This window comes from Streptomyces sp. NPDC028289 (assembly GCF_055565975.1).
In genome coordinates, this window is the sequence record NZ_JBVHTI010000008.1 from 459,114 (window position 1) to 478,692 (window position 19,579).

Annotated in this window: 14 protein-coding genes; 8 read left to right on the forward strand and 6 right to left on the reverse strand. The window is 71.8% G+C overall.

From position 1 onward, the window contains the following. Nucleotides 1–129: 129 nt before the first annotated feature. Both ACZ4UV_RS38645 and ACZ4UV_RS38650 read right to left on the reverse strand, forming a co-directional pair. The gene (locus ACZ4UV_RS38645; RefSeq protein WP_467844506.1) at nt 130–687 is read right to left on the reverse strand and encodes a hypothetical protein; all 558 of its coding nucleotides are present in this window, start codon (nt 685–687) and stop codon (nt 130–132) included. Beyond that, nucleotides 684–1,268, reverse strand: coding sequence for an RNA polymerase sigma factor (locus ACZ4UV_RS38650; RefSeq protein ID WP_451018712.1), 585 nt, complete (start codon nt 1,266–1,268; stop codon nt 684–686). Before ACZ4UV_RS38650 ends, ACZ4UV_RS38645 begins: the two co-directional genes overlap by 4 nt. 659 nt (nt 1,269–1,927) lie before the next feature. Between ACZ4UV_RS38650 and ACZ4UV_RS38655 the strand changes: the two genes are divergently transcribed. Both ACZ4UV_RS38655 and ACZ4UV_RS38660 read left to right on the forward strand, forming a co-directional pair. Then, complete coding sequence (locus ACZ4UV_RS38655) at nt 1,928–2,101, forward strand: hypothetical protein (protein ID WP_107436349.1); 174 nt, start codon at nt 1,928–1,930, stop codon at nt 2,099–2,101. 57 nt (nt 2,102–2,158) lie between these two features. Beyond that, entirely contained in the window at nt 2,159–2,641 is a 483-nt protein-coding gene (locus ACZ4UV_RS38660; protein ID WP_390041353.1) for a GNAT family N-acetyltransferase, read from the forward strand. Between the two features lie 120 nt (nt 2,642–2,761). Here ACZ4UV_RS38660 and ACZ4UV_RS38665 read toward each other — a convergent pair whose 3' ends face one another. After that, complete coding sequence (locus tag ACZ4UV_RS38665) at nt 2,762–4,105, reverse strand: amidase (protein WP_467844510.1); 1,344 nt, start codon at nt 4,103–4,105, stop codon at nt 2,762–2,764. A gap of 252 nt (nt 4,106–4,357) precedes the next feature. Between ACZ4UV_RS38665 and ACZ4UV_RS38670 the strand changes: the two genes are divergently transcribed. From ACZ4UV_RS38670 to ACZ4UV_RS38680, 3 genes are read left to right on the forward strand one after another with little or no spacing between them, the layout of a single operon-like run. Next, nucleotides 4,358–6,721 (forward strand): alpha-L-fucosidase, encoded by a 2,364-nt coding sequence (locus tag ACZ4UV_RS38670; RefSeq protein WP_467844805.1) that lies wholly within the window; start codon nt 4,358–4,360, stop codon nt 6,719–6,721. Beyond that, nucleotides 6,714–8,564 (forward strand): family 20 glycosylhydrolase, encoded by a 1,851-nt coding sequence (locus ACZ4UV_RS38675; protein WP_451018710.1) that lies wholly within the window; start codon nt 6,714–6,716, stop codon nt 8,562–8,564. The genes ACZ4UV_RS38670 and ACZ4UV_RS38675 overlap by 8 nt, the downstream gene beginning before the upstream one ends. A gap of 16 nt (nt 8,565–8,580) precedes the next feature. Continuing rightward, nucleotides 8,581–10,179, forward strand: coding sequence for an alpha-L-fucosidase (locus ACZ4UV_RS38680; RefSeq protein ID WP_451018709.1), 1,599 nt, complete (start codon nt 8,581–8,583; stop codon nt 10,177–10,179). Here the strand turns inward: ACZ4UV_RS38680 and ACZ4UV_RS38685 are convergent. From ACZ4UV_RS38685 to ACZ4UV_RS38695, 3 genes are read right to left on the reverse strand one after another with little or no spacing between them, the layout of a single operon-like run. Then, nucleotides 10,108–14,814, reverse strand: coding sequence for a trypsin-like peptidase domain-containing protein (locus ACZ4UV_RS38685; protein ID WP_467844514.1), 4,707 nt, complete (start codon nt 14,812–14,814; stop codon nt 10,108–10,110). The two genes, ACZ4UV_RS38680 and ACZ4UV_RS38685, sit on opposite strands and share 72 nt — an antisense overlap. A gap of 2 nt (nt 14,815–14,816) precedes the next feature. Next, the gene (locus tag ACZ4UV_RS38690) at nt 14,817–15,161 is read right to left on the reverse strand and encodes a CU044_2847 family protein (protein ID WP_451018707.1); all 345 of its coding nucleotides are present in this window, start codon (nt 15,159–15,161) and stop codon (nt 14,817–14,819) included. A 21-nt stretch (nt 15,162–15,182) separates the two neighbouring features. Further along, on the reverse strand, nt 15,183–16,208 hold the full coding sequence (locus ACZ4UV_RS38695) for a LacI family DNA-binding transcriptional regulator (protein ID WP_467844808.1): 1,026 nt from the start codon (nt 16,206–16,208) through the stop codon (nt 15,183–15,185). 264 nt (nt 16,209–16,472) lie between these two features. Here ACZ4UV_RS38695 and ACZ4UV_RS38700 point away from each other — a divergent pair, with 264 nt between their 5' ends. From ACZ4UV_RS38700 to ACZ4UV_RS38710, 3 genes are read left to right on the forward strand one after another with little or no spacing between them, the layout of a single operon-like run. Beyond that, nucleotides 16,473–17,765 (forward strand): ABC transporter substrate-binding protein, encoded by a 1,293-nt coding sequence (locus ACZ4UV_RS38700; RefSeq protein ID WP_467844517.1) that lies wholly within the window; start codon nt 16,473–16,475, stop codon nt 17,763–17,765. A gap of 7 nt (nt 17,766–17,772) precedes the next feature. Continuing rightward, on the forward strand, nt 17,773–18,660 hold the full coding sequence (locus tag ACZ4UV_RS38705) for a carbohydrate ABC transporter permease (RefSeq protein ID WP_451018705.1): 888 nt from the start codon (nt 17,773–17,775) through the stop codon (nt 18,658–18,660). Further along, nucleotides 18,657–19,556 (forward strand): carbohydrate ABC transporter permease, encoded by a 900-nt coding sequence (locus ACZ4UV_RS38710; protein ID WP_451018704.1) that lies wholly within the window; start codon nt 18,657–18,659, stop codon nt 19,554–19,556. The genes ACZ4UV_RS38705 and ACZ4UV_RS38710 overlap by 4 nt, the downstream gene beginning before the upstream one ends. Nucleotides 19,557–19,579: the final 23 nt, after the last annotated feature.

Sequence of the window (19,579 nt, forward strand, 5' to 3'; positions counted from 1 at the left end):
CTGTGGCCCGCCCCCGCCGATCTGGTCCGGTTGCCCCCCCCCCCCCCCCCCCCCCCCCCCCCCCCGGGGGGGGGCCCCCCCCCCCCCCCCCGGGGGCCCCCCCCCCCCCCCCCCCGGGCCGGAGGCGGCTCAGTCGATCGGCTCCAGCCGGCAGGGGGACGCCTTGCCCCGGATGAAGGTGTAGACGACGGAGTGGCGGACGCCGTTGTCAATCCGCACCGTGTCGCCCCGGTGGAGGGTGCGGTGCCACTCCATCGGACCGTTGCCCGTGTCGGCCGGCGCACCAGGGCCGGGGTCGACCCCGACGATCACGTCACCGGGCCGCAGATCCCCGGGCAGGGCGCACCGCTGCCCCGCGGGCACCTTGTTCACCTGGGTGTACACGCCCGCGTCCGTCAGCTTCCGTATCAGGTCCTGCTGCTGGGGCCCGCTGAGGGCGACGTCCTGCAGGGTGAAGGTGACGGTGCCGTCCGGGTGCGTCTCGACCGCGAACGCGCTCGTGGTCCCCGACCCCGGCAGGACGACGGCGACCGCCGCCGCGGCTCCGCAGGCGGCCAGCGCCACGCCCACCCGGCGTGGGGTGACCACGCGGCGCGGTACGACGGTCACCGGCCCGGCCTCGGCCGCCCGCCGTACCACCTCGGCCTTGAGCTCGGCCAGCAACCGGTCCTCGAATGTCGCGTTCATGCGTTTCCCCTCACATACGAAAGTGAATCCGTGCCGGAGCCGGACGATCCGCCCGGCTGTTCCGCGGGCCCGGCCGCGGCGCGCAGCGTCTTGCGGGCGCGGTGCAGTCGTACGCGTGCCGCGACCGGGCGTATGCCGAGCGCCGCGGCGGCTTCCGCGACGGTCAGCTGGTCCACGACGACGAGTTCGACGACCGCCCGTTCACCCTCCGGGAGCCCGGCCAGTGCCTCGCGGTGGCGCCGCGCGGCCGCCTCGGCGTCGATGCGCTCCTCGAGCCGGGTGACGTCGTCCGGCTCCAGCAGACGGCGCCCCGCGAAGCGGCCGGCGGCCTGTGACTCGCGGGCCGCCCGCCGCCACTCGACCGACACGATGTTGCGCGCGATCCCGTACAGCCAGGCCGTCTCGCTGCCCCGGCCGGGGCGGTAGGAGTCGGCCGAGTCGAGCATGGCCAGGAAGACCTCGGCCGTCAGGTCGGCGACCAGGTGCGGGTCGGCGATCCGCCGCGCCACGAACCGGGTCACGCCCTCGACATGGCGCCGGTAGAACTCCTCGAACGCGGCAGGATCTCTCGCTGCGTGCACGCGACCGCCCCTCTGGACTCGTCGGGTTCCCGCCCGGGCGGCCGTTCCGCCCGGTGGACGAGGGCCGCCCCGGCTCGGGGCCGGCCTTCACTCACTACTTGTCGGTGAGCGGACGGGCGTTACGGGACGGGTGCGTCGGGAGCGGCCCGAGCGGACCGGGGCGGCCGGGACGAGGCCGGTCGCCACGTCGCTCGCCCGGCTGGCAGCCGGGCCGCGGATCAGCGCGTCCGGCGGTCCCCGGACAGCCGCCCCGGGTCGGCCTCGGCGGCGGCCGCCCCGCGGCCCGGTGATGGAGCTCGCGCACGCGGGCCGGCACGCGAGCGAGCGGGGCATAAACGGCGCATCATGTTACGAAAAGGTGCATTCGCGACTCGCCGATATGCGGAGCGACTCGAGATAGTTACACCTTGTTTGCACTCCCTATCGAGCGGACCCCTGCTCATTTGGTTAATCTATAGGGGACGGACAGCACCAAGGGGTCCCACCCACACCCACGGTCCGTCCCGGGACGAGCCGGTCGACAGCGGCCTGCTCTCTTGTGAGTTACCGGCGCCACCGCGTCCGAACTGGCCTTCAACCCAGACCCGAGCGGGCGCCAAGCACCGGAACGCAGACTGTCCGGCACGCCCCGAGGGTGACCCACACATAAGGAGTGCGCGGTGACACCGGAGAAGACGAATCGCGAGCAGCGCCCCAAGGAACGCACGGAGCGCGCGGGCACCCGGCCCGGACAGCTCGGCAGCCTCGACGTGTGGGCCCGGTCCGCCCCGATCCGCCTCGCGGGTTACGAGGAGGATCTCGCCGAGCCCCACATCCTGCCCAGCGTGGACTGACCGGCGGGTCGGTCCGTCGCGATCGCCGACGCGCATGGGCGTGCGAGACTCACGCCCATGCTGATCAGAGAAGCCACCGCGGCCGACTGGCCGCAGATCTGGCCCTTCTGGCACCGGATCGTCGCCGCCGCCGAGACCTACGGATGGGACCCCGACACCTCGGAGGACGCGGCCCGCGCGCTGTGGATGAGCCCGGCGAAGCGTGTCTACGTCGCCGAGGACCCCACCGGAGCCGTCGTCGGCTCCGCCTACCTGACCCCGAACTACGGGGGGCCCGCCGCGAGCGTCGCCAACGCCGGCTTCATGGTCGATCCCGACCAGGGCGGCCGGGGCATCGGGCGCGCACTCGCCGAGCACGTCCTCGCCGAGGCCCGGGCGCACGGCTACCGGGCGATGGTCTTCAACGCCGTCGTCGAGACCAACCCCGCCGTGGCCCTGTGGACCTCCCTGGGCTTCACCGTCCTCGGCACGGTCCCGCAGGCCTTCGACCACCCGAAGCACGGACCGGTCGGCCTGCACATCATGTACCGCGCCCTGTGACGGTGACCGGCCCGGCCTCCGCGCGGTCCTCGAAGCAGCGGCCGCCGACACCTGCCACGGCGGGCGAGCCGGCCGGCCGCACCGAGGACGACGGCGCATCGCGCGCCTCCACGTGCGTGCTCAGTCGACAGGCGCCGTCCGCTGCCACGGCCGCAGCGTCTCCAGCTGCTGGGCCACCTCCAGCAGGACCGCCTCCGACCCTGGCCGGCCCACCAGCTGTACGGCGCAGGGGGCGCCCGAGGGCAGCGTGCCGAACGGGACCGACATCGCCGGCCAGCCGGTGAGGTTCCAGGCCGGGGTCAGAGGGGAGTAGTTGGAACCGGCCAGGGCGTTGCGGAACCAGCCCCGCTCGTGCCAGGGGGCCGCCTTCGGCGCGTGGCGGGCCAGTGCCGGGGTGAGCAGCACGTCGTGCTCGGTGAAGAACGGCGTGAGCCGGGCGCGCAGCCGCTCGCGGGCGTCGCCCACCTGTACCCCGCGCAGGAAGCGGCGCCCGATGGCCGCGTGCACCCGGGTCCGCCGGACCAGCAGGGCGGGGTCCAGGGCGGCCGCGTCCACGGCCGTCCCGGCGGTCCAGTGCCGGAGCGCGGTGACACCGATCGACGCCGGGTACGGCGGCTCGGCGCGCCGCACCCGGTGTCCGGCGCCCGCCAGCAGCCCGGCTGCCTCCGTCACCGCGTTCGTATACGGCTTGCTGACGGTCACGCCGACCAACGGGCTGCGCAGCGAGACGGCGATCTTCCGCGGGGTGCGCTGACCGGCGGCTTCGAACTCCTTCCCCGCCAGTACCGAGAGCATCAGCCGGGCGTCCGCCACGGTGGTCGTCAGCGGCCCGTTCTCCGACATGCCGAACCAGTCGCCGTTGCCGATCCCGGCCGGCACCACGCCGAACCCGGGCTTGATGGTGACCAGACCGCAGTTGGCCGCGGGGATCCGCAGCGAGCCCATGCCGTCGTTGCCGAGGGCGATCGGCGCCAGCCCGGCGGCGACCGCGGCCGCGCTGCCGCCCGAGGAGCCGCCCGCGCTGCGCCGGGTGTCCCACGGGTTGCGGGTGACGCCGTGGGCCCCCTCGGTGGTGCCGAAGACACACAGCTCGGGCACGTTGGTCAGCCCGATGACCACCGCGCCCGCCGCCCGCAGCCGCGCCACGGTGACATGGTCCGCGTCGGCGGGCGTGTCCGGCAGCGCGGCCGAACCGTCCAGGTGTGCCTCGCCGCGCACCGCCAGATTGTCCTTCACCGCCAACGGCACTCCGGCGAGGGGGAGTTCGGCGAGGTCGGCACGGGCCGCGACCTCGTCCGCCTCCGCCTGCGCCGCCTCCGCCCGGACCTTGCGGAACGCGCCGATCCGTCCGTCGAGCCGGTCGATCCGCTCCAGATGCCCCGCGAGCACCTCCCGGGGGGTGGCCCGCTTCTCGCGTACGGCGGCGGCGATCTCGGCGGCGGTCCGGCCGGCCCAGTCGGTCACGGGCGCTCCTCGGGGTGCGTGCGGATTGCTCGTCGGTACGAAAGGGCACTCTGCCCGGCCGCGGGCTCCACGTCGAGAGTCCCGGCTCCTGCTCATGGGAACCGGATCCGCCTCGGGGCGGCCGCCGTGATCAGTGCTCTCCTCCCTGGTCATCCGACCACTGGGTCAACTCTCGTTGGTGCACGCCCCATTGACAGACTTCTGGGCCCGCTCAATCATCAGACATCCGATGAATGGAGCCGCGCAATGAGCATGTCTCCTTGTCCAAGACGTCAGGTCCTGGGTATCGCGGCGGGCGCCGCCGCGGCGGCCGCCCTGCCCCTCGCCGTGCCGGCCGAGGCGCACGCCGCCGGGGCGGCCGATGAGCAGGCCGAGGCCGGGGCCGTGCCGCCCTGGGCGCCCGTCCCCGAACCCATTCCCGTACCCCTCGACTCCCTCTATGACAACGATGGCATCGACACCGCCGCCGCCCGGGGCGGTGACTTCGACGGCTCCGGCTACACGTTCCCGGGCGAGGAACTCCCGGCCGGACGGGTCGAGGTCGACGGCATCCCCTTCGACTTCCCGGCCGCCACGGCGGGCGCCGGGAACAACGTCGTCGCGCTGGGCCAGCGCATCGACCTCCCCAAGGGCCGCTATCTGTCGGCCCTCTTCCTCACCGCAGGCAGCTACGGAAACGCCTCCGGCGCGGCCACCGTCCACTACGCCGACGGCACGACCAGCACCGGCGGCCTGAGCGGCGGCGACTGGTACTCGGCGGGCGGGCCGCTGTCGGCGCCGTACCGCTACCAGCCGGACGGCGGCAAGGACGGGCACAGCGTCGGGATCGGCACCTCCGAGGTGTGGATCGACCCGCGGCGCGAGGCCGTCGCCCTGACCCTGCCGGTCACCAACCCGGCGGAGGCCGGCAGGACCGCCCTGCACGTCTTCGCGCTCTCCCTCCAACCCGTCGCCCAGGGGCGGGCGCTGGCCCTGCGCGACACCCGGTCCACCAGCTCCCTGCTCGACGCCACCGGCGCCCAGAGCGTCGAGGCCACCGTCGTCAACGCGGGCACCGTCGCGATCCTGGCGGGCGACGCGGTGTCCGTACGCGTCGACGTCCCCGGCGCCCGCACCGTCGAGCCCGCCCGCATCCGCCGCCTCGACCCCGGCGAACAGGCACGCGTCCGCGTCGGCATCCGCAACCGCACGGGCACCGCGCCCGGCACCGAGCGGGACGGCACGGTCACCGTGCACGGCCGTGGCACCCAAGTCACCGTGCACAGGGGCACCTTGACACTCGGCACCGCCGACTACCAGCCCACCGAGACCTCGCTGGCCGGCCACCGGGCGCCCTACTGGTTCAACGACGCCAAGTTCGGCATCTTCATCCACTGGGGTGTCTACTCGGTGCCCGCGTGGGCGCCGGTCGGGGTGCAGTACGCCGAGTGGTACTGGGACCAGATGCAGGACCCGGGCAACCCGACGTACGCCTACCACCGGGACACCTACGGCGCGGACTTCGCCTACGACGACTTCATCCCGCGCTTCACGGCCGAGAAGTTCGACCCGCGTGCCTGGGTGGAGCTGTTCCGGGACGCCGGTGCCCAGTACCACGTGCTGACCTCCAAGCACCACGAGGGCTTCGCCCTGTGGGACACCAAGGTCTCCGACCGCAACGCGGTCAGGCTCGGCCCGAAACGGGACCTGGTCAAGGAGCTGTTCGACGCGTCCAGGCGGTACACACCCGAACTCCACCGCGGCCTCTACTTCTCCATGCCCGAGTGGTTCAACCCCGACAGCCCCTGGATGGGCCACGCCCCGCGCAACCCGTACACCCTGGACCCGCTGCCGTACACCGGCTACACCCCGGGCAAGGACTTCGTGCGGGACTACCAGGCCCCGCAGATGCTGGAACTGATCCACGGCTACGACCCGGAGATCATCTGGTGCGACATCGGCGGCGCCAACGACAGCGTCCATGTCCTCGCCGAGTACTTCAACCACGCCAAGAACCGCGCCCGCCCCGTCGACGTGACCGTCAACGACCGCTCGGGCATCGGCTTCCACGACTACACGACGCCCGAGTACACGACGTACGCCGACACGGTCGTCGCCAAGTGGGAGGCCAGCCGGGGCCTCGACCCCCGCAGTTACGGCTACAACCGGGAGACCCCGGACGACGCCTACATGACCACCGAGGAGGTCGTGCACAGCCTCGTCGACATCGTCTCCAAGAACGGCAACTTCCTCCTGGACATCGGCCCGCGCGCCGACGGCACCATCCCGGAGATCATGCAGACCCGGCTGCGCGAGACGGGCGGCTGGCTCGCCGTCAACGGCGAGGCGATCTACGGCACCACGTACTGGTCGCGCATGGCCCAGCTCGGCGACGACCTGCGGTTCACCGTCCGCCCGGACGAGGCCTTCTACATCCACTCCCTGACCCGGCCGGGCGCCAGGCTCACCGTCGAGGCCCCGGTGCCGATCCGCGCCGGCGACAAGGTGACCATGCTCGGCCACGGCCGGCCCCTGACCTGGACGGTCTCCAACGGTGCCCTGGTGATCGACGTGCCCGAGGCGGCCCGGCGGGCGGGACAGCACGTGTGGGTGTTCAAGGTCGAGTGGCATGGCTGAGGCACTCCGCAGGAGAGCGGCACGCCTGCTCGGAGCCGTGGCGGCACTGACGCTGCTGACGGCGCCGACCCCGGCGGCCGCGCAGGAGCGGCGGACGGCCACGCCGATCACCCTGCCCGCGCTGGCCGACTGGACGCCGGAGCAGGGGAGTTACAGGTTCGGCTCCGGTACCCGGCTCGTCGCCTCCGACCCCGCCGGGCGCAAGGTCGCCGACACCCTGGCCGACGATCTCCGGGCGGCAGGACACGGCGTGGTCCCGGTCGTCACGGGCGCCTCCCGGCCCGGCGACATCGTCATCGACGTCCGACCCTCGGCACGGCCCACCCTGGGCAGCGAGGGCTACGAACTCAGCTCCGGCCGACGGCTGTCGGTGACCGGTGCCACCGGGGCCGGCACGTTCTACGGCACCCGCACCCTCCTCCAACTCCTCGCCCAGGGCGACCGGATCCCCGCCGGACACACGACCGACGTGCCGCGCTACCGCGAGCGGGGCGTCGGCGTCTGCGCCTGCTACATCCACGTCTCCCTGCCCTGGCTGGAGAACCTGGTCCGCGAGATGGCGTACCACAAGCTCAACCAGCTGCTCCTGGAGCTGAAGGTGAAGAGCGACGCCCATCCCGAGGCGAACACCTGGGGCTACTACACCAAGGACGAGATACGACGGCTGGTCGCCCTCGGCGACCGCTACCACGTCGAGATCATCCCCGAGATCAACTCCCCGGGCCACATGGACCCCTGGATCGAGAACCGCCCCGACCTGCAACTGACCGACTCCGACGGCAACAAGCAACCCGCCCGGCTCGACGTCACCCGGCAGGCCGCCTTCGACTACTACACGAGCCTGATGGACGAGTACGTCCAGGTCTTCACGGCGAAGTCCTGGCACATGGGCGCCGACGAGTACATGCTCGGCTCGGACTACGCCAAGTACCCGCAGATGCTCAGCTACGCGCAGGGCAAGTACGGCCCGGACGCCACCCCGCAGGACGCCTACGTGGACTTCGTCAACCGAGTCGAGGCCTACGCGGCGAGCAAGGGACGGCACCTGCGCATCTGGAACGACGGCCTCACCGGCGCCAACACCGTCCCCGTGGCCACCGGGACCACCGTCGAGCACTGGCTGAACGTGGCCGTGAAGCCGAGCCAACTCATCGCCCAGGACTATGCGGTGATGAACGCCTCCTACTCCCTTTACCTCGTCCGCGGCGGCTTCCACAGCGACACCGAGGCGCTCTACGACCAGAGTTGGGATCCCCGCTCCTTCGAGGGCGAGAAACTCGTCTCCGCCGACGGCGTCACCGGCGCGAAGATCAGCCTCTGGCCGGACAACGGCAGCGGTGAGACCGAGAACGAGGTGGCCGCGGAACTGTGGCCCGCCCTGCGTCATATCGCCCAGGCCACCTGGGGCGACCCGCATCCTGACGCCACCTACGCGGAGTTCACCGCGCGTGGCACGGCGGTCGGACCCGCACCGGGCCTGCGGGACCTGACCAAGGTGCCGGTACCGGACGGGACGTACACCCTCGGGACGGTCGGGGTGGCGTACCGGGCGGAGGTCCGGCGCACCGCCGACGGCTACGCGACCCTGCGCAGTGCCGACGACTGCCTGGAAATCCGCGGCGGCAAGCTCACGCTCAATGCCCCGCTCCAGCCCGGGGTGGCGGCCACCTGGCAGCCGTGCGACAGCGGGAACACCCTGCAGCGCTGGGAGTTGGAGCCGACGGCAACCGGCTACCACCTGGTCAACGCGATCACCCGCATGGCGCTGACCGTGACGGCCGACGGCCGGGTGGTCCAGTACCCGCCCGACCAGCGCACCCCCGCCCTCTGGCACCTCTCCTGACCCGAGGAGCACGCCCATGGATCTCTCACGACGCGTCTTCGTCGCCTCTGCGGCGGCCGTGGCGATGACGGCCGGACTTCCGGCCTTCCCGGCGGCCGCCACCGCGGACCGTGACCGGTCCCGCATCCCGGTCGGCCCCGACGACACCGAGGCCGACCTGGTCCGCAAGGCCTCCCAGGTGCGCCCCACCGCACGGCAGATCGCCTGGCAGGCATTGGAACGCACCGCGTTCCTGCACTTCGGCGTCAACACCTTCACCGGCCTGGAGTGGGGCACGGGCGACGAGGACCCGGACGTCTTCCAGCCCACCGGTCTCGACACCGACCAGTGGGCCCGCGCCCTGCGCGACGGCGGCTTCCGGCTGGCGATCCTCACCGTCAAGCACCACGACGGCTTCGTCCTCTACCCCTCCCGGTACACCAAACACTCGGTCGCATCGAGCAGTTGGGAGAACGGGAACGGGGACGTGCTGCGCTCCTTCGCCGACTCCGTGCGCCGGTACGGCCTGAAGGTCGGCGTGTACATCTCCCCGGCCGACGAGAACCAGTACCTGCACGGCGTCTACGCCAACGGCAGCGCACGCTCGCCCCGCACGATCCCGACCCCGGTCGACGGCGACGACCGTTCCCCGTTCCGCTCCTTCACCCTCGAGGCCACCGACTACGGCGCCCACATGCTCAACACCCTCTACGAGGTGCTCACCGAGTACGGCCCGGTGGACGAGGTCTGGTTCGACGGCGCCCAGGGACACATCCCGCCGGACAAGGTGGAGGACTACGACTGGGACAGCTGGTACGCGCTGGTGCGCTCGCTCGCCCCGGCCGCGGCGATCGCGGTCACCGGCCCCGACCTGCGCTGGGTCGGCAACGAGGGCGGTCTCGCCCGCGAGGACGAGTGGAGCGTCATCCCCGTCAAGGAGAACCAGTACGGGCGCACGGACTGGGCCCTGTCCTACGACACCGCCGACGAGGGCAGCCGGGCCGCCCTGGTCGCGGCCCTGCCGAAGACCGACTACCTCCAGTGGTGGCCGGCCGAGTGCGACGTGTCCATCCGGGACGGCTGGTTCTACCACGCCGACCAACAGCCCAAATCCGTAGATGAGTTGACGGAGATCTACTTCGGCTCGGTCGGCCGCAACGCCGTACTCCTGCTCAACGTGCCGCCGGACACGGCGGGCCTGCTGCACGCCACGGACGTGGTCCGGCTGCGCGAGTTCCGGGAGCGGGTGGACCGGGAACTGCCGGAGGACCTGGCACGGGGCGCACACAGGGCGGTGACACCGTCGGGCGTGACGGCCGACCTGGGCCGGGACCGGGAGGTCGACCGGATCCGGCTGGCGGAGGACATCCGGTACGGGCAGCAGGTGGAGGCGGTTGTGGTCGAGGCCCACGTGAACGGAGCGTGGTCCGAGGTCGCGACTGTCGGGACGGTGGGCGCGAGCCGGATCCTGCGGCTCGCGCAGCCGGTACGGGCCAGGCGCTGGCGGGCCCGGATCACCGGGGCGCGGGCGGAGCCACGGCTTGCGGAGTTCGGGCTGTACCGGTCAGCCGTCCGACCGGACGACACCGCCGACATGAGCCCGCAGGTCGACCGGCAGCAGGGCCTCGATACGTGACAACTCCGCGGGCGTCGGCTCGGGTTCCCAGGCCAGTCGCAGGAGACCCAGGTGGGCATCGGCGGGCGCGTGGGCGGCGAGCAGCCGCTGGGCCGCGTCGATGCGTACCGGGACCGGGGCGTTCGAAGCACCGAGCACCGATCTCAGGGTCCGCCTGGCCACGTCACGCGCCGAGCGCCAGCGCATGAGCTCACCGGCCGCGCGCACCCGGTGCTGGGCGCCGGCATGCCCGTCGTCCAGCACCCTGAGGCAGGCGGACTCCGCCTCGCAGCCGATGCCCAGCTCCCCCCAGGCTGACGCGGCGGCGAGATGGGCCTCGGCATCCGTGGTGCCGGGGTGGGAGAGGCCGAGGAGGATCCGACGCCCCTCGTCCCCCAGATCTTTGGTGAGGAGGGCGGCGGCCTGGGCGCGCACCCCGACCGGGTGGGCCGTGTCCGCGGCCAGGGCACGAGTGAGGGGGACGCGGTTGAACGCGCCGCTCGCCGGGAGGCGTTCGCACACCGCCACGCGGAGTTCGGGCGGGACGGCGGCGTCAGCGGCCAGGGGATACCAGTCGTCGGCCGGATTCCCGGCGGCCACCCGGGCCGCCGCGATCCGCTCCGCGAGCGGCGCCTCGGCGTCCCGCGCCCAGGCCAGCAGGTGTTCCCGGACCCGGTCGGACTCGGCCTCGGTGTGCACCAGCAGCCACAGATCGCCGAGCTGTGTGACCGCTTCCGGGCGGCGCAGGGCCAGCGACTCGAGCCAGTACGCCGCGGCTTCGCGGGGATCGACTCCGGCGAGGGTGCCCGCCGGAGCGTCGACGCTCTCCTCCTGGCCGACGAACGACTGGGCCTGGAGGAGATCGGGGTTGTGCACGTAGTTGCTGTGGCCGCCGAGAGCCAGGTGGAGACCCAGACAGTGCATCCGGTCCGGGGAGACCCCGGCCATCAGGGCCTTCCACCGGGGATACGGAACCAGTCCGAGCAGCTTCTCGCAGGCCCGGGCGCGAGCCGACGGAGCCGCCGCAGGATCCTCCGCGACCGCGCACAGGGCACGCCGGAGCAGCGGCACCACTTCGGCGTCGTCGAAATCCCAGTTGACGTCGAAGTCGAGGAAGGAGTCCGTGGGGACGGTCTCGTCGTCGAGCATCGCGTACAGGCGTCTGCGAAGGGTCACCTCCGGAGTCATGGCGTCGGCCAGGGACAGCAGCCGCCACAGGTGCTCGTCCGGCAGCCCGGCCTCGTCGAGAACGCGATGCAGGGTCTCGGACGCGGCGCGCAGGTCGACCTCGGCCAGCTTCTCCAGGGCCTCGATGCGGTACCGCATACCCACCCGCCGGTCCTCGGCGACACGGCGCAGCAGTGTCGAAGCGGTGGCACGTTCGCCGGAGTTCAGCAGCATGGTCGCCGCGTCCAACCGGGCACCGCCGGGAAGCCCATCGTCCGCCGCGATGCCGCTGAGGAGCTCCGCGGCCGCGGCCGGATCCAGCTCCTCCATCGCCTCCGCCGCCTCCAGCCGGTCGGCGGCTCCGATCCCGGGGTCCACCGCGAGGTCCACCAGGGGTGTACGCAGCGACTGCGACGCGCCCAGTGCGATGAGCGCGGAGACATGTTCGACACGCTCCCCGACGGGGAGCCGAGGATCTTCGAACACCTCCGCCAGCAGGTGCCGGGAGCGGACCGGTTCCCCGACCTCCCGCAGGAGTTCCGCACACCGGCCCACATTCCAGCGGTCGGTCCGAAGACCGTTCAGGCAGTCCAGCGCCAGGGCCGGTTGATCGAGCCGGACCAGCCGGGTGACCGCCTCCCACCGGTCGTGCTCGGGCAGGCGCCCGTCCCGTGCCGTGCGCTCGACGAGAGCCACGTCGTCGACGAAGCCCACCGCGTAGGAGACGGCACCCTCGGGCGAGCGGGGATCTTCGACGACCTGTGTGGACACGAGACGCCTCGTCTCCATGTCGGTCAGGTGTTTGGTCGCCCAGTGCCGCAGGTACAGGGGCACGGCGGGATCCGAACACAGCGCTGTGAGAGCCTGCGGTGCCACCGGGGCCAGCAGAATGGCCCGCAGCACCCGGAGCGTGTGCGGATCGTCCGCCAGCGCCGGGTTGTCGGCCAGCGCGTCGGCCAGGACGGAGAGAGTCGCTTCGGACGAGTCGGTCCACAGGGAACCCAGGTTGTCGTTCACGTGCAAGCGGGGGAAGTCCACCGTGCGCAGCAACGTCGCGAGCGAGGCCGTTCCGGCTGCCGTGTCCAGTGCGAGCAGGGCGACGGCCGCCTTCTGCCGGCTCGCGGGCACATGACCGGAATCCTCGGCCAGGGCCGTGAGGCGACGGCACGCCCCCCGGTGGTCGCCCGCCGACGCCAGCAGTTCGGCCGCGTCGACCCGGACGTCCGCCGGGAGGTCCGGGTCGTCCGCCAGGGCGGTGGCCAGCGCCGCGGCCCCTTCGGTGCGTCGCGCCACCAGGTGCCGCAGTGCATCGACCCGTGCCCGGTGCGCCACACCGGGATCGCCGACGACAGCGACCAGGCCGGACGGGGCGAGCACCGCGTACAACCGGTCCAGCACCGCTTCCGGCTGGATGTCACCGACGTGGACTCCGCTGTCGTACAGCTTGAGCACGGCTCCTGTGAAACGCGCCGTCAGCTCCTCGTCCGTGACCAGTTCGTCGCTGAGGATCGTGGCGCACAGCAGCAGGTCGCGCCAGCCGCCCCCGTCCACGACGGTGCGCAGGAACTCGGCGATGGGCATGCCCTGTTCGTGCCAGCGGGCGGCCATGAACAGCACCAGGTTGGGGCGTTCGGCCGCGATCGCCCCGCGGACCGTCCGCAGGGCCTCCGGATCCTTGGGGTTGAGGCGGTCGGCGAGGGCGTGCCCGGCCAGATATTCCTGGATGGTGTGGTGGAGGAAGTAGAGGGCGCCGCCGCGCTGCCGGATCAGGCCGGTGAAGGTGAGGGCGCGCAGCACGGTCTCCGGCGGGGTGTACTCGGCCAGCAGCTCCGCCGCCTGGTCGAGCAGGGGGCGCGCGTCTCCGCCCTGGCGAAGTTCGGCCACGGGGTGCAGCACGTCGTAGACCCGCTCCAGCAGGTCCGGGGTGATGCCGTGCGGGCCCGGGTCGCTGCGCCGGAGGCGCTGGGCCCCCTTCTCACGGAGGATGCCGATGAACCGGGCGTACAGCTCGGCGGGGTTGCGGGGCAGGTCCCGTACGGCGGCGACCGCGCAGATCATCGTCAGGTAGAGCGGATTGCGCGCCACCTCCGCGAGCCGACCCTGACGCAGGGCCTCGGTGAGCGCGTCCGCCCGCGTCCGGGCGTCCTCGACGCGGAGTGCCGTGAACCAGGTACGGACGAGTCCTCCGACCTCGGCGTGGTCGAATTCGAGCAGAGCGTAGCGCTCCAGCTCGTCCAGCCGGTTCATCTCCGCGGTCACCAGCGACCGGCTCGCCACCACGAACCGCAGATGGGTTTCCCGTGCCCAGCGCTGGATCAGGCGGATGACCCGGCTGCGGTCCTCCGGGTCGAGCACCTCGTCGAGTCCGTCGACGCAGACAAGCCAGTCGACGGACGGCATGGGTGCGGACTCGAAGAGTTCCGGCACGGGGGAGCGGCGCAGCCCGGGCAGGTCGCGGGCCAGCGCGTTCGCCAGGGCCTCGGGCAGCGGGCGGTCCACGAGCTGGTCGGCGGTGACCAGGACCGGGATGTACGAGGGGGCCTGTCCGGGGTCGTCGAGCCAGGCGCCGGCCGCCGTGAACGCGAGGCGGCGCAGCAGGCTCGACTTGCCGCTGCCGGCCCCGCCGGTGAACAGGACGTGGCGATGTTCGGTGAGCACGCTCTCGGCGGCGGCGCCGTCACGTCCGGACGGACGGCGGCCGCGGGGGCCGTCGGCGGCGGTCCGGTCCTCGGTGTGTGAGGCTTCCTGACGGACGTACACCGCCGACAGGGGCACGTCCCCCGCGTCCGTGAGCAGGGCGGCGTACGGGTGCTCGTCGGCGGCCTCGCGTGCCGCCTCCAGATAGTCCCGCAGCTGCGCGGCCGGATACCGGTGGCCTCCCGCCCGTACCTGGCCGTCCGTGAGCGTCTCCAGCCAGGTGACCGGCGCCGGCGGCACGGCACAGCGGGTCAGGATCTCGCCGATGGGGACCATGTGGGCGCTGCCGGCCTTGTCGGAGCGCGCGAGCATCCCGCAGACCGCGCCGGTGCGTTCGTTCACCACCGGGCTGCCGCTGAAGCCCTCGCCGACCGGGGTGCCGTAGCCCCGGGGCATGGCCATCGGGTCCTCGAACGCGAGGCGGGAGTCGCCCTGGTACTCAAGCGCGGCCCACTGGCCCGCACGGTAGTGGCCCTTGGGGTGACCGTAGGCCCGGAGCCGGTCGCCGAGGGCGGTGGCCGGGGAGGTGAGCACGTACGGCGTCTCGGCGTCGAACCGCAGGAAGGCCACGTCGAGTCCGTTGTCGGCCCGGTGCCGGTCCTCGTCGGTCACCGTCAGCGTGAACTCCGCCCCGGTTCCGATGCGTCCCCGCACTTCGTCGGCTCCGGTCACCACGTGCGCGCACGTCACCGCGACCCCGGGCGCGATCACGAACCCGGTACCCCCCGCGTGCCCGCCGGGCAGGTCCAGTGCGAGGGTCGCCGACTCCAGCAGCCTCCTCCAGCCGTCCACGCCTACGCTCCCGGGACCTCCTCGGTGGTCCACTCCAAGGTCACCTTCCACGTGGACCTGGACGACGCCCTGCCCACGACCGCCAGGAACTGCCCGGTGTCGAAGGAGACGTCGCACCCGAATTCGACCGTCGCCTTCGACGCTCCCGTCTCCCGGAGCCGCGTGCCCATCGCGCGGGCCACCGCCGTGAGGCCGTCGAGGACCGGGTCGAGACTGGGGCGGCGCCAGCCGATCTCCTGTTCCTCGCCCAGGGGGAGTGCCGGCACGCCTTCGCCGGGAGCCACCGACATCAGGATCGTCTGGCCGTCGATGTCGACCGGGACCGTCGTCCGCGTGCCCTCGTCCACTGGCTTCCCCCGTAACAGACCTCAGGTAGACGGCTCATCGTAGCGAGCGGCCGCCCCCGTGCTGCCCCGTACCGTCAGCCGGGGCACCGGCACCCGTACCGCCCGGGCCGAGCCGCCGTCCAGCAGGGCGGTCAGCTCGCGTGCCGCCGTGCGGCCGAACTTCGTGCTGTCGCGGGAGAGGGCCGAGAGCCAGGGCTTGACCATGCGGCACAGGGCCGAGTCCTCCCAGGAGACGACGGAGACGTCGTCCGGTACCGCGTAGCCGAGTTCGGCCGCCGCCGCGACCCCGGCCACCGCCATCACGTCGTTGTCGTAGATCAGGGCCGTCGGGTGCGGGGTCGCGCGCAGGACCCGGCGGGTGACGGCCGCGCCCTCGGCGTCGGAGTAGTCGGTGGTGACCGAGTGGACCTCGCCCAGGCCCCGCCGTTCGGCCTCGGCGCGCAGGGTGCGGATCCGCCGCTGGGTGTGCGCGAGGCCGGGCAGGCCGGCGATGTGCACGATGCGCCGGTGGCCGAGACCGGTCAGCTCGTCGACCACCGACGCCATCGCGGCCGCGTCGTCCGCCCAGACCGTGGAGAGTTCGGGGTGGCGTTCGTCGGGGGCGCCGCCGATCACCACGGCGGGCAGGCCCAGTTCGTCGAGGAGGTCGGGGCGGGGGTCGTCGGCGCGCGGGTCGACGACCAGGACGCCGTCGACGCGGTGCTCCGCCCACCAGCGGCGGTAGACCGCGCACTCGTCGGCCACGTCCTCCGCCATCTGGAAGAGCAGACCGAGATGGCGTTCGGCGAGCACCTCCTGGATGCCCGAGACCAGTTGGAGGAAGAAGGAGTCCACACCCAGCGAGTGCGCGGGGCGGGCGAGGACGAAGCCGACGGTGGCCGCGCCCTCGCCGGAGAGGGCGCGGGCGGCCGTGCTGGGACGCCAGCCGAGCTGTTCGGCCACCCGCTGGACCCGGGCCCTGGTCGTCTCGGAGACCCCGGGGCGGCCGTTGAGCGCGAAGGAGACCGCGCTCTCGGAGACTCCGGCGCGGCGCGCGATGTCCTTCATCGTCGGCCGGCGCGCGGGGACGCGTTTCTCCGCCAACTCACTTCCTCATTCGGCTCGGGACCGTGACCTGCTAATGCGCTTGAGTCGCCATACCCTAAAGCGCATTAGCGATCCGTGGCAATACGTTCGTAACACCTTTCTGAGCAGGGGTTTTGAGCCACTAATGACTTTAGCTGCGCCGAATCCATTGACGTGGTGCCAAAACGGCGTGCAAGGTCTGGCGCGGCACCTTCGGCCGACCCCGCTGCAAAGGAGCAACGGACCATGCGCATCTCCCGCAGAGCTTTCGCCCTCGCCGCTGCCGCCGTCCTCGCCCTGCCGTTGAGCGCCTGCGGTTCCGGGGGCGACGACGGCGGTTCCACCGACGCCTCGGGCAAGGTCGAGGGCGACATCACCTTCCAGACCTGGAACCTGCGCGCCAACTTCAAGTCGTACTTCGACGGCCTGGTCGCGGACTTCGAGAAGAAGTACCCCGGCACCCATGTGAAGTGGATCGACCAGCCGGCCGAGGGCTACGCCGACAAGATCAGCGCGGACGCGGCCGGCGGCACCCTCCCCGACGTCGTCAACGTCTCGCCGGACCTGGTCGCCCCGCTCGCCAAGGCGGGCCTCGCCCTCGACCTAGACAAGGCGGCGGCCAAGTACAAGTCCGAGTACCTGGCAGGCGCCTGGGCCAGCCATCGGATACCGGGGACCAGCGGGACGTACGCCTTCCCCTGGTACCTGAACACCGGGCCGCTCTTCTACAACAAGACGCTGTTCACACAGGCCGGACTCGATCCGGAGCAGCCGCCGGGGACGTACGACGAACTCTTCGCCGACGCGCTGAAGATGGCGCAGCAGAGCGGCGGCAAGGTCGCCACCCTCGCCAACGTGCCGACGATCGAGGACTTCGGCCGGTACGGCTCGCAGCTGATGAACAAGGCGGGGACCGGGTTCGCCTTCAACGGCGCGAAGGGCGTCGAACTGCTCACCAAGTACAAGGAGTTGTACGACGCCAAGGCGCTCGACCCGCAGGCGCTGACCGCGACCCCCGAGTCCACCGGCAAGAAGTTCCTCACCGGGGCCGTCGCCATGAACCCCGGCAGCGCGCTCGACCTGGACAACTTCAAGAAGCAGGCGCCGAGCCTGTACAAGAACATCGGCATCACCGACCAGATCACCAGCACCGGCCACGTCAACATGTACGTGATGGGCGTGATGGTCAACTCCCGGACCAAGCACACCGCGGCCGCCGTCGCCTTCGCGCACTTCGTGACCGACGCGCAGAACCAGATGTCCTTCGCCAAGAAGGTCGCCATCTTCCCGAGCACCGCCGGCTCCCTCGGCGACCCGTACTTCACCAAGGAGGACGGCACCGACGAGACCCGGGTGCGCATCGCCGCCGCCAAGTCGCTGAAGAACGCGGTCAACTACACGCCGGTCCTGTTCAGCGACCAGATGAAGACCGCGCTGCGCAACGAGGTCGCCAAGACGCTGCAGGGCAAGGAGAGCCCCAAGGCGGCCCTTGACAACGCTGTCAAGGCCTGCGACCGCCTGCTCCAGCAGGAGGGCTGACGACACGATGGCCGGCGTGACTCGCGTGCGGCGCCAACTGCCCACCAGCCCCTGGCTGTTCGCCGCCCCCGGGCTGCTGGTCGTCGGCGCCTTCGTGCTCTTCCCGTTCGTCTCGACGGTGGTCAACTCCTTCACGGACCGCCGCACCCTGGTCCCGGGCCGCTTCGTCGGCCTCGCCAACTTCCGTGAGCTGATCCACGACGACATGTTCTGGACCGGCCTGCGCAACAGCACCCTGTACATCGTGGGAGTGGTGCCCGCCCTCGTCGTCCTGCCGCTGCTGCTCGCCCTGCTGGTGCAGAAGAACATCCCCGGCATCACCTTCTTCCGGTCCGCCTTCTACACCCCGGTCGTCGCCTCGGTCGTCGTGGTCGGCCTCATCTGGGTGTGGCTCCTCGACGAACGCGGCCTGGTCAACTCGCTCCTCGAGACCGTCGGGATCGGCCGGGTCGGCTTCCTCAGCGACCAGTGGCTGCTCCTGCTGAGCGCGATGGCGGTCACGGTCTGGAAGGGTCTCGGCTACTACATGATCATCTATCTGGCGGCGCTCGCCAACGTTCCGCGCGAGCTGCACGAGGCCGCCGCCGTGGACGGCGCCGGAGCGGTCCGGCGCTTCCTCACCGTCACCGTGCCCGCCGTCCGCTCCACCATGGTGCTGGTCGCCGCGCTCTCCTCGGTCGCCGCCTTCAAGACGTTCTCCGAGGTCTACCTGCTGGCAGGCCCGGACGGCGGCCCGGCCGGCGAGGACACCACCCTCGTGATGCTCGTCCAGCAGACCGGCACCGGACTGACCGGCCGGGTCGGCTACGCCTCGGCGCTCTCCGTCGTCGTCTTCGTGGTGACGGTGGCGCTGATGCTCCTCGTGCTGCGCGCCGACCGGAGGGAGCGGACATGACCGTCACCGAGGAACGCGTGCGGACCGTGCCCCCGGCGAAGGAGGCGCGCGTCACCGACGAACACGGCCGCCGCATCCGGATCGGCGAACTGGTCCTGCGCTACGCCCTGTTGCTGCTCGTCCTGGCCGTCACCGTCGGCCCGTTCCTGTGGCAGCTGTCCACCTCGCTCAAGGGACCGACCGAGGACATCTTCAGTTCGCCGCCCAGCTTCCTGCCGGAACACCCCACGCTGCACAACTACCGACGGGTCGCCGACACCATCCCCGTCTGGGACTACGCCCTCAACTCCCTGAAGGTCGCGAGCGCGAGCGTGGTGACCAACTGCGTCGGCTCGGCACTCGCCGGGTACGCCCTGGCCCGGCTGCGCTACCGGGGCCGCCGGATCGCCACCCTGGTCTTCATCCTCGCGATGCTCGTGCCGGTGGAGGGCATCATCATCGCCCAGTTCACCACCATGCGCGAACTCGGCCTCAACAACACCCTGATCGGCGTCGTCCTGCCCGGCTCGATCGGCGCCATGAACGTGCTGCTGATGCGCAACGCCTTCCTCAACCTGCCCTACGAGATCGAGGAAGCGGCCTACGTCGACGGCGCCAACGTCTGGCAGCGGTTCCTGCGGATCGCCCTGCCGTCGGTCAGGGGCACCGTCGCCGTCGTCGCGATCTTCGCCTTCATGGGCGCCTGGGACGACTTCCTGTGGCCCCTCATCGTGCTCAGCGACCCCTCCAGGTTCACGCTCACCATCGGCCTCAACTACCTGCACGGCACCTTCGCCAACGACGAGCGCCTCGTCGCCGCCGGCACCGTGATCGCCGTGGCCCCGCTCATCGCCCTGTTCGCCTGCCTCCAGCGGTACTTCTTCCGGGGCGTCGGCGAGGGAGCCGTCAAGGGCTGACCCCCGTCAATCGCCAGCAAGGA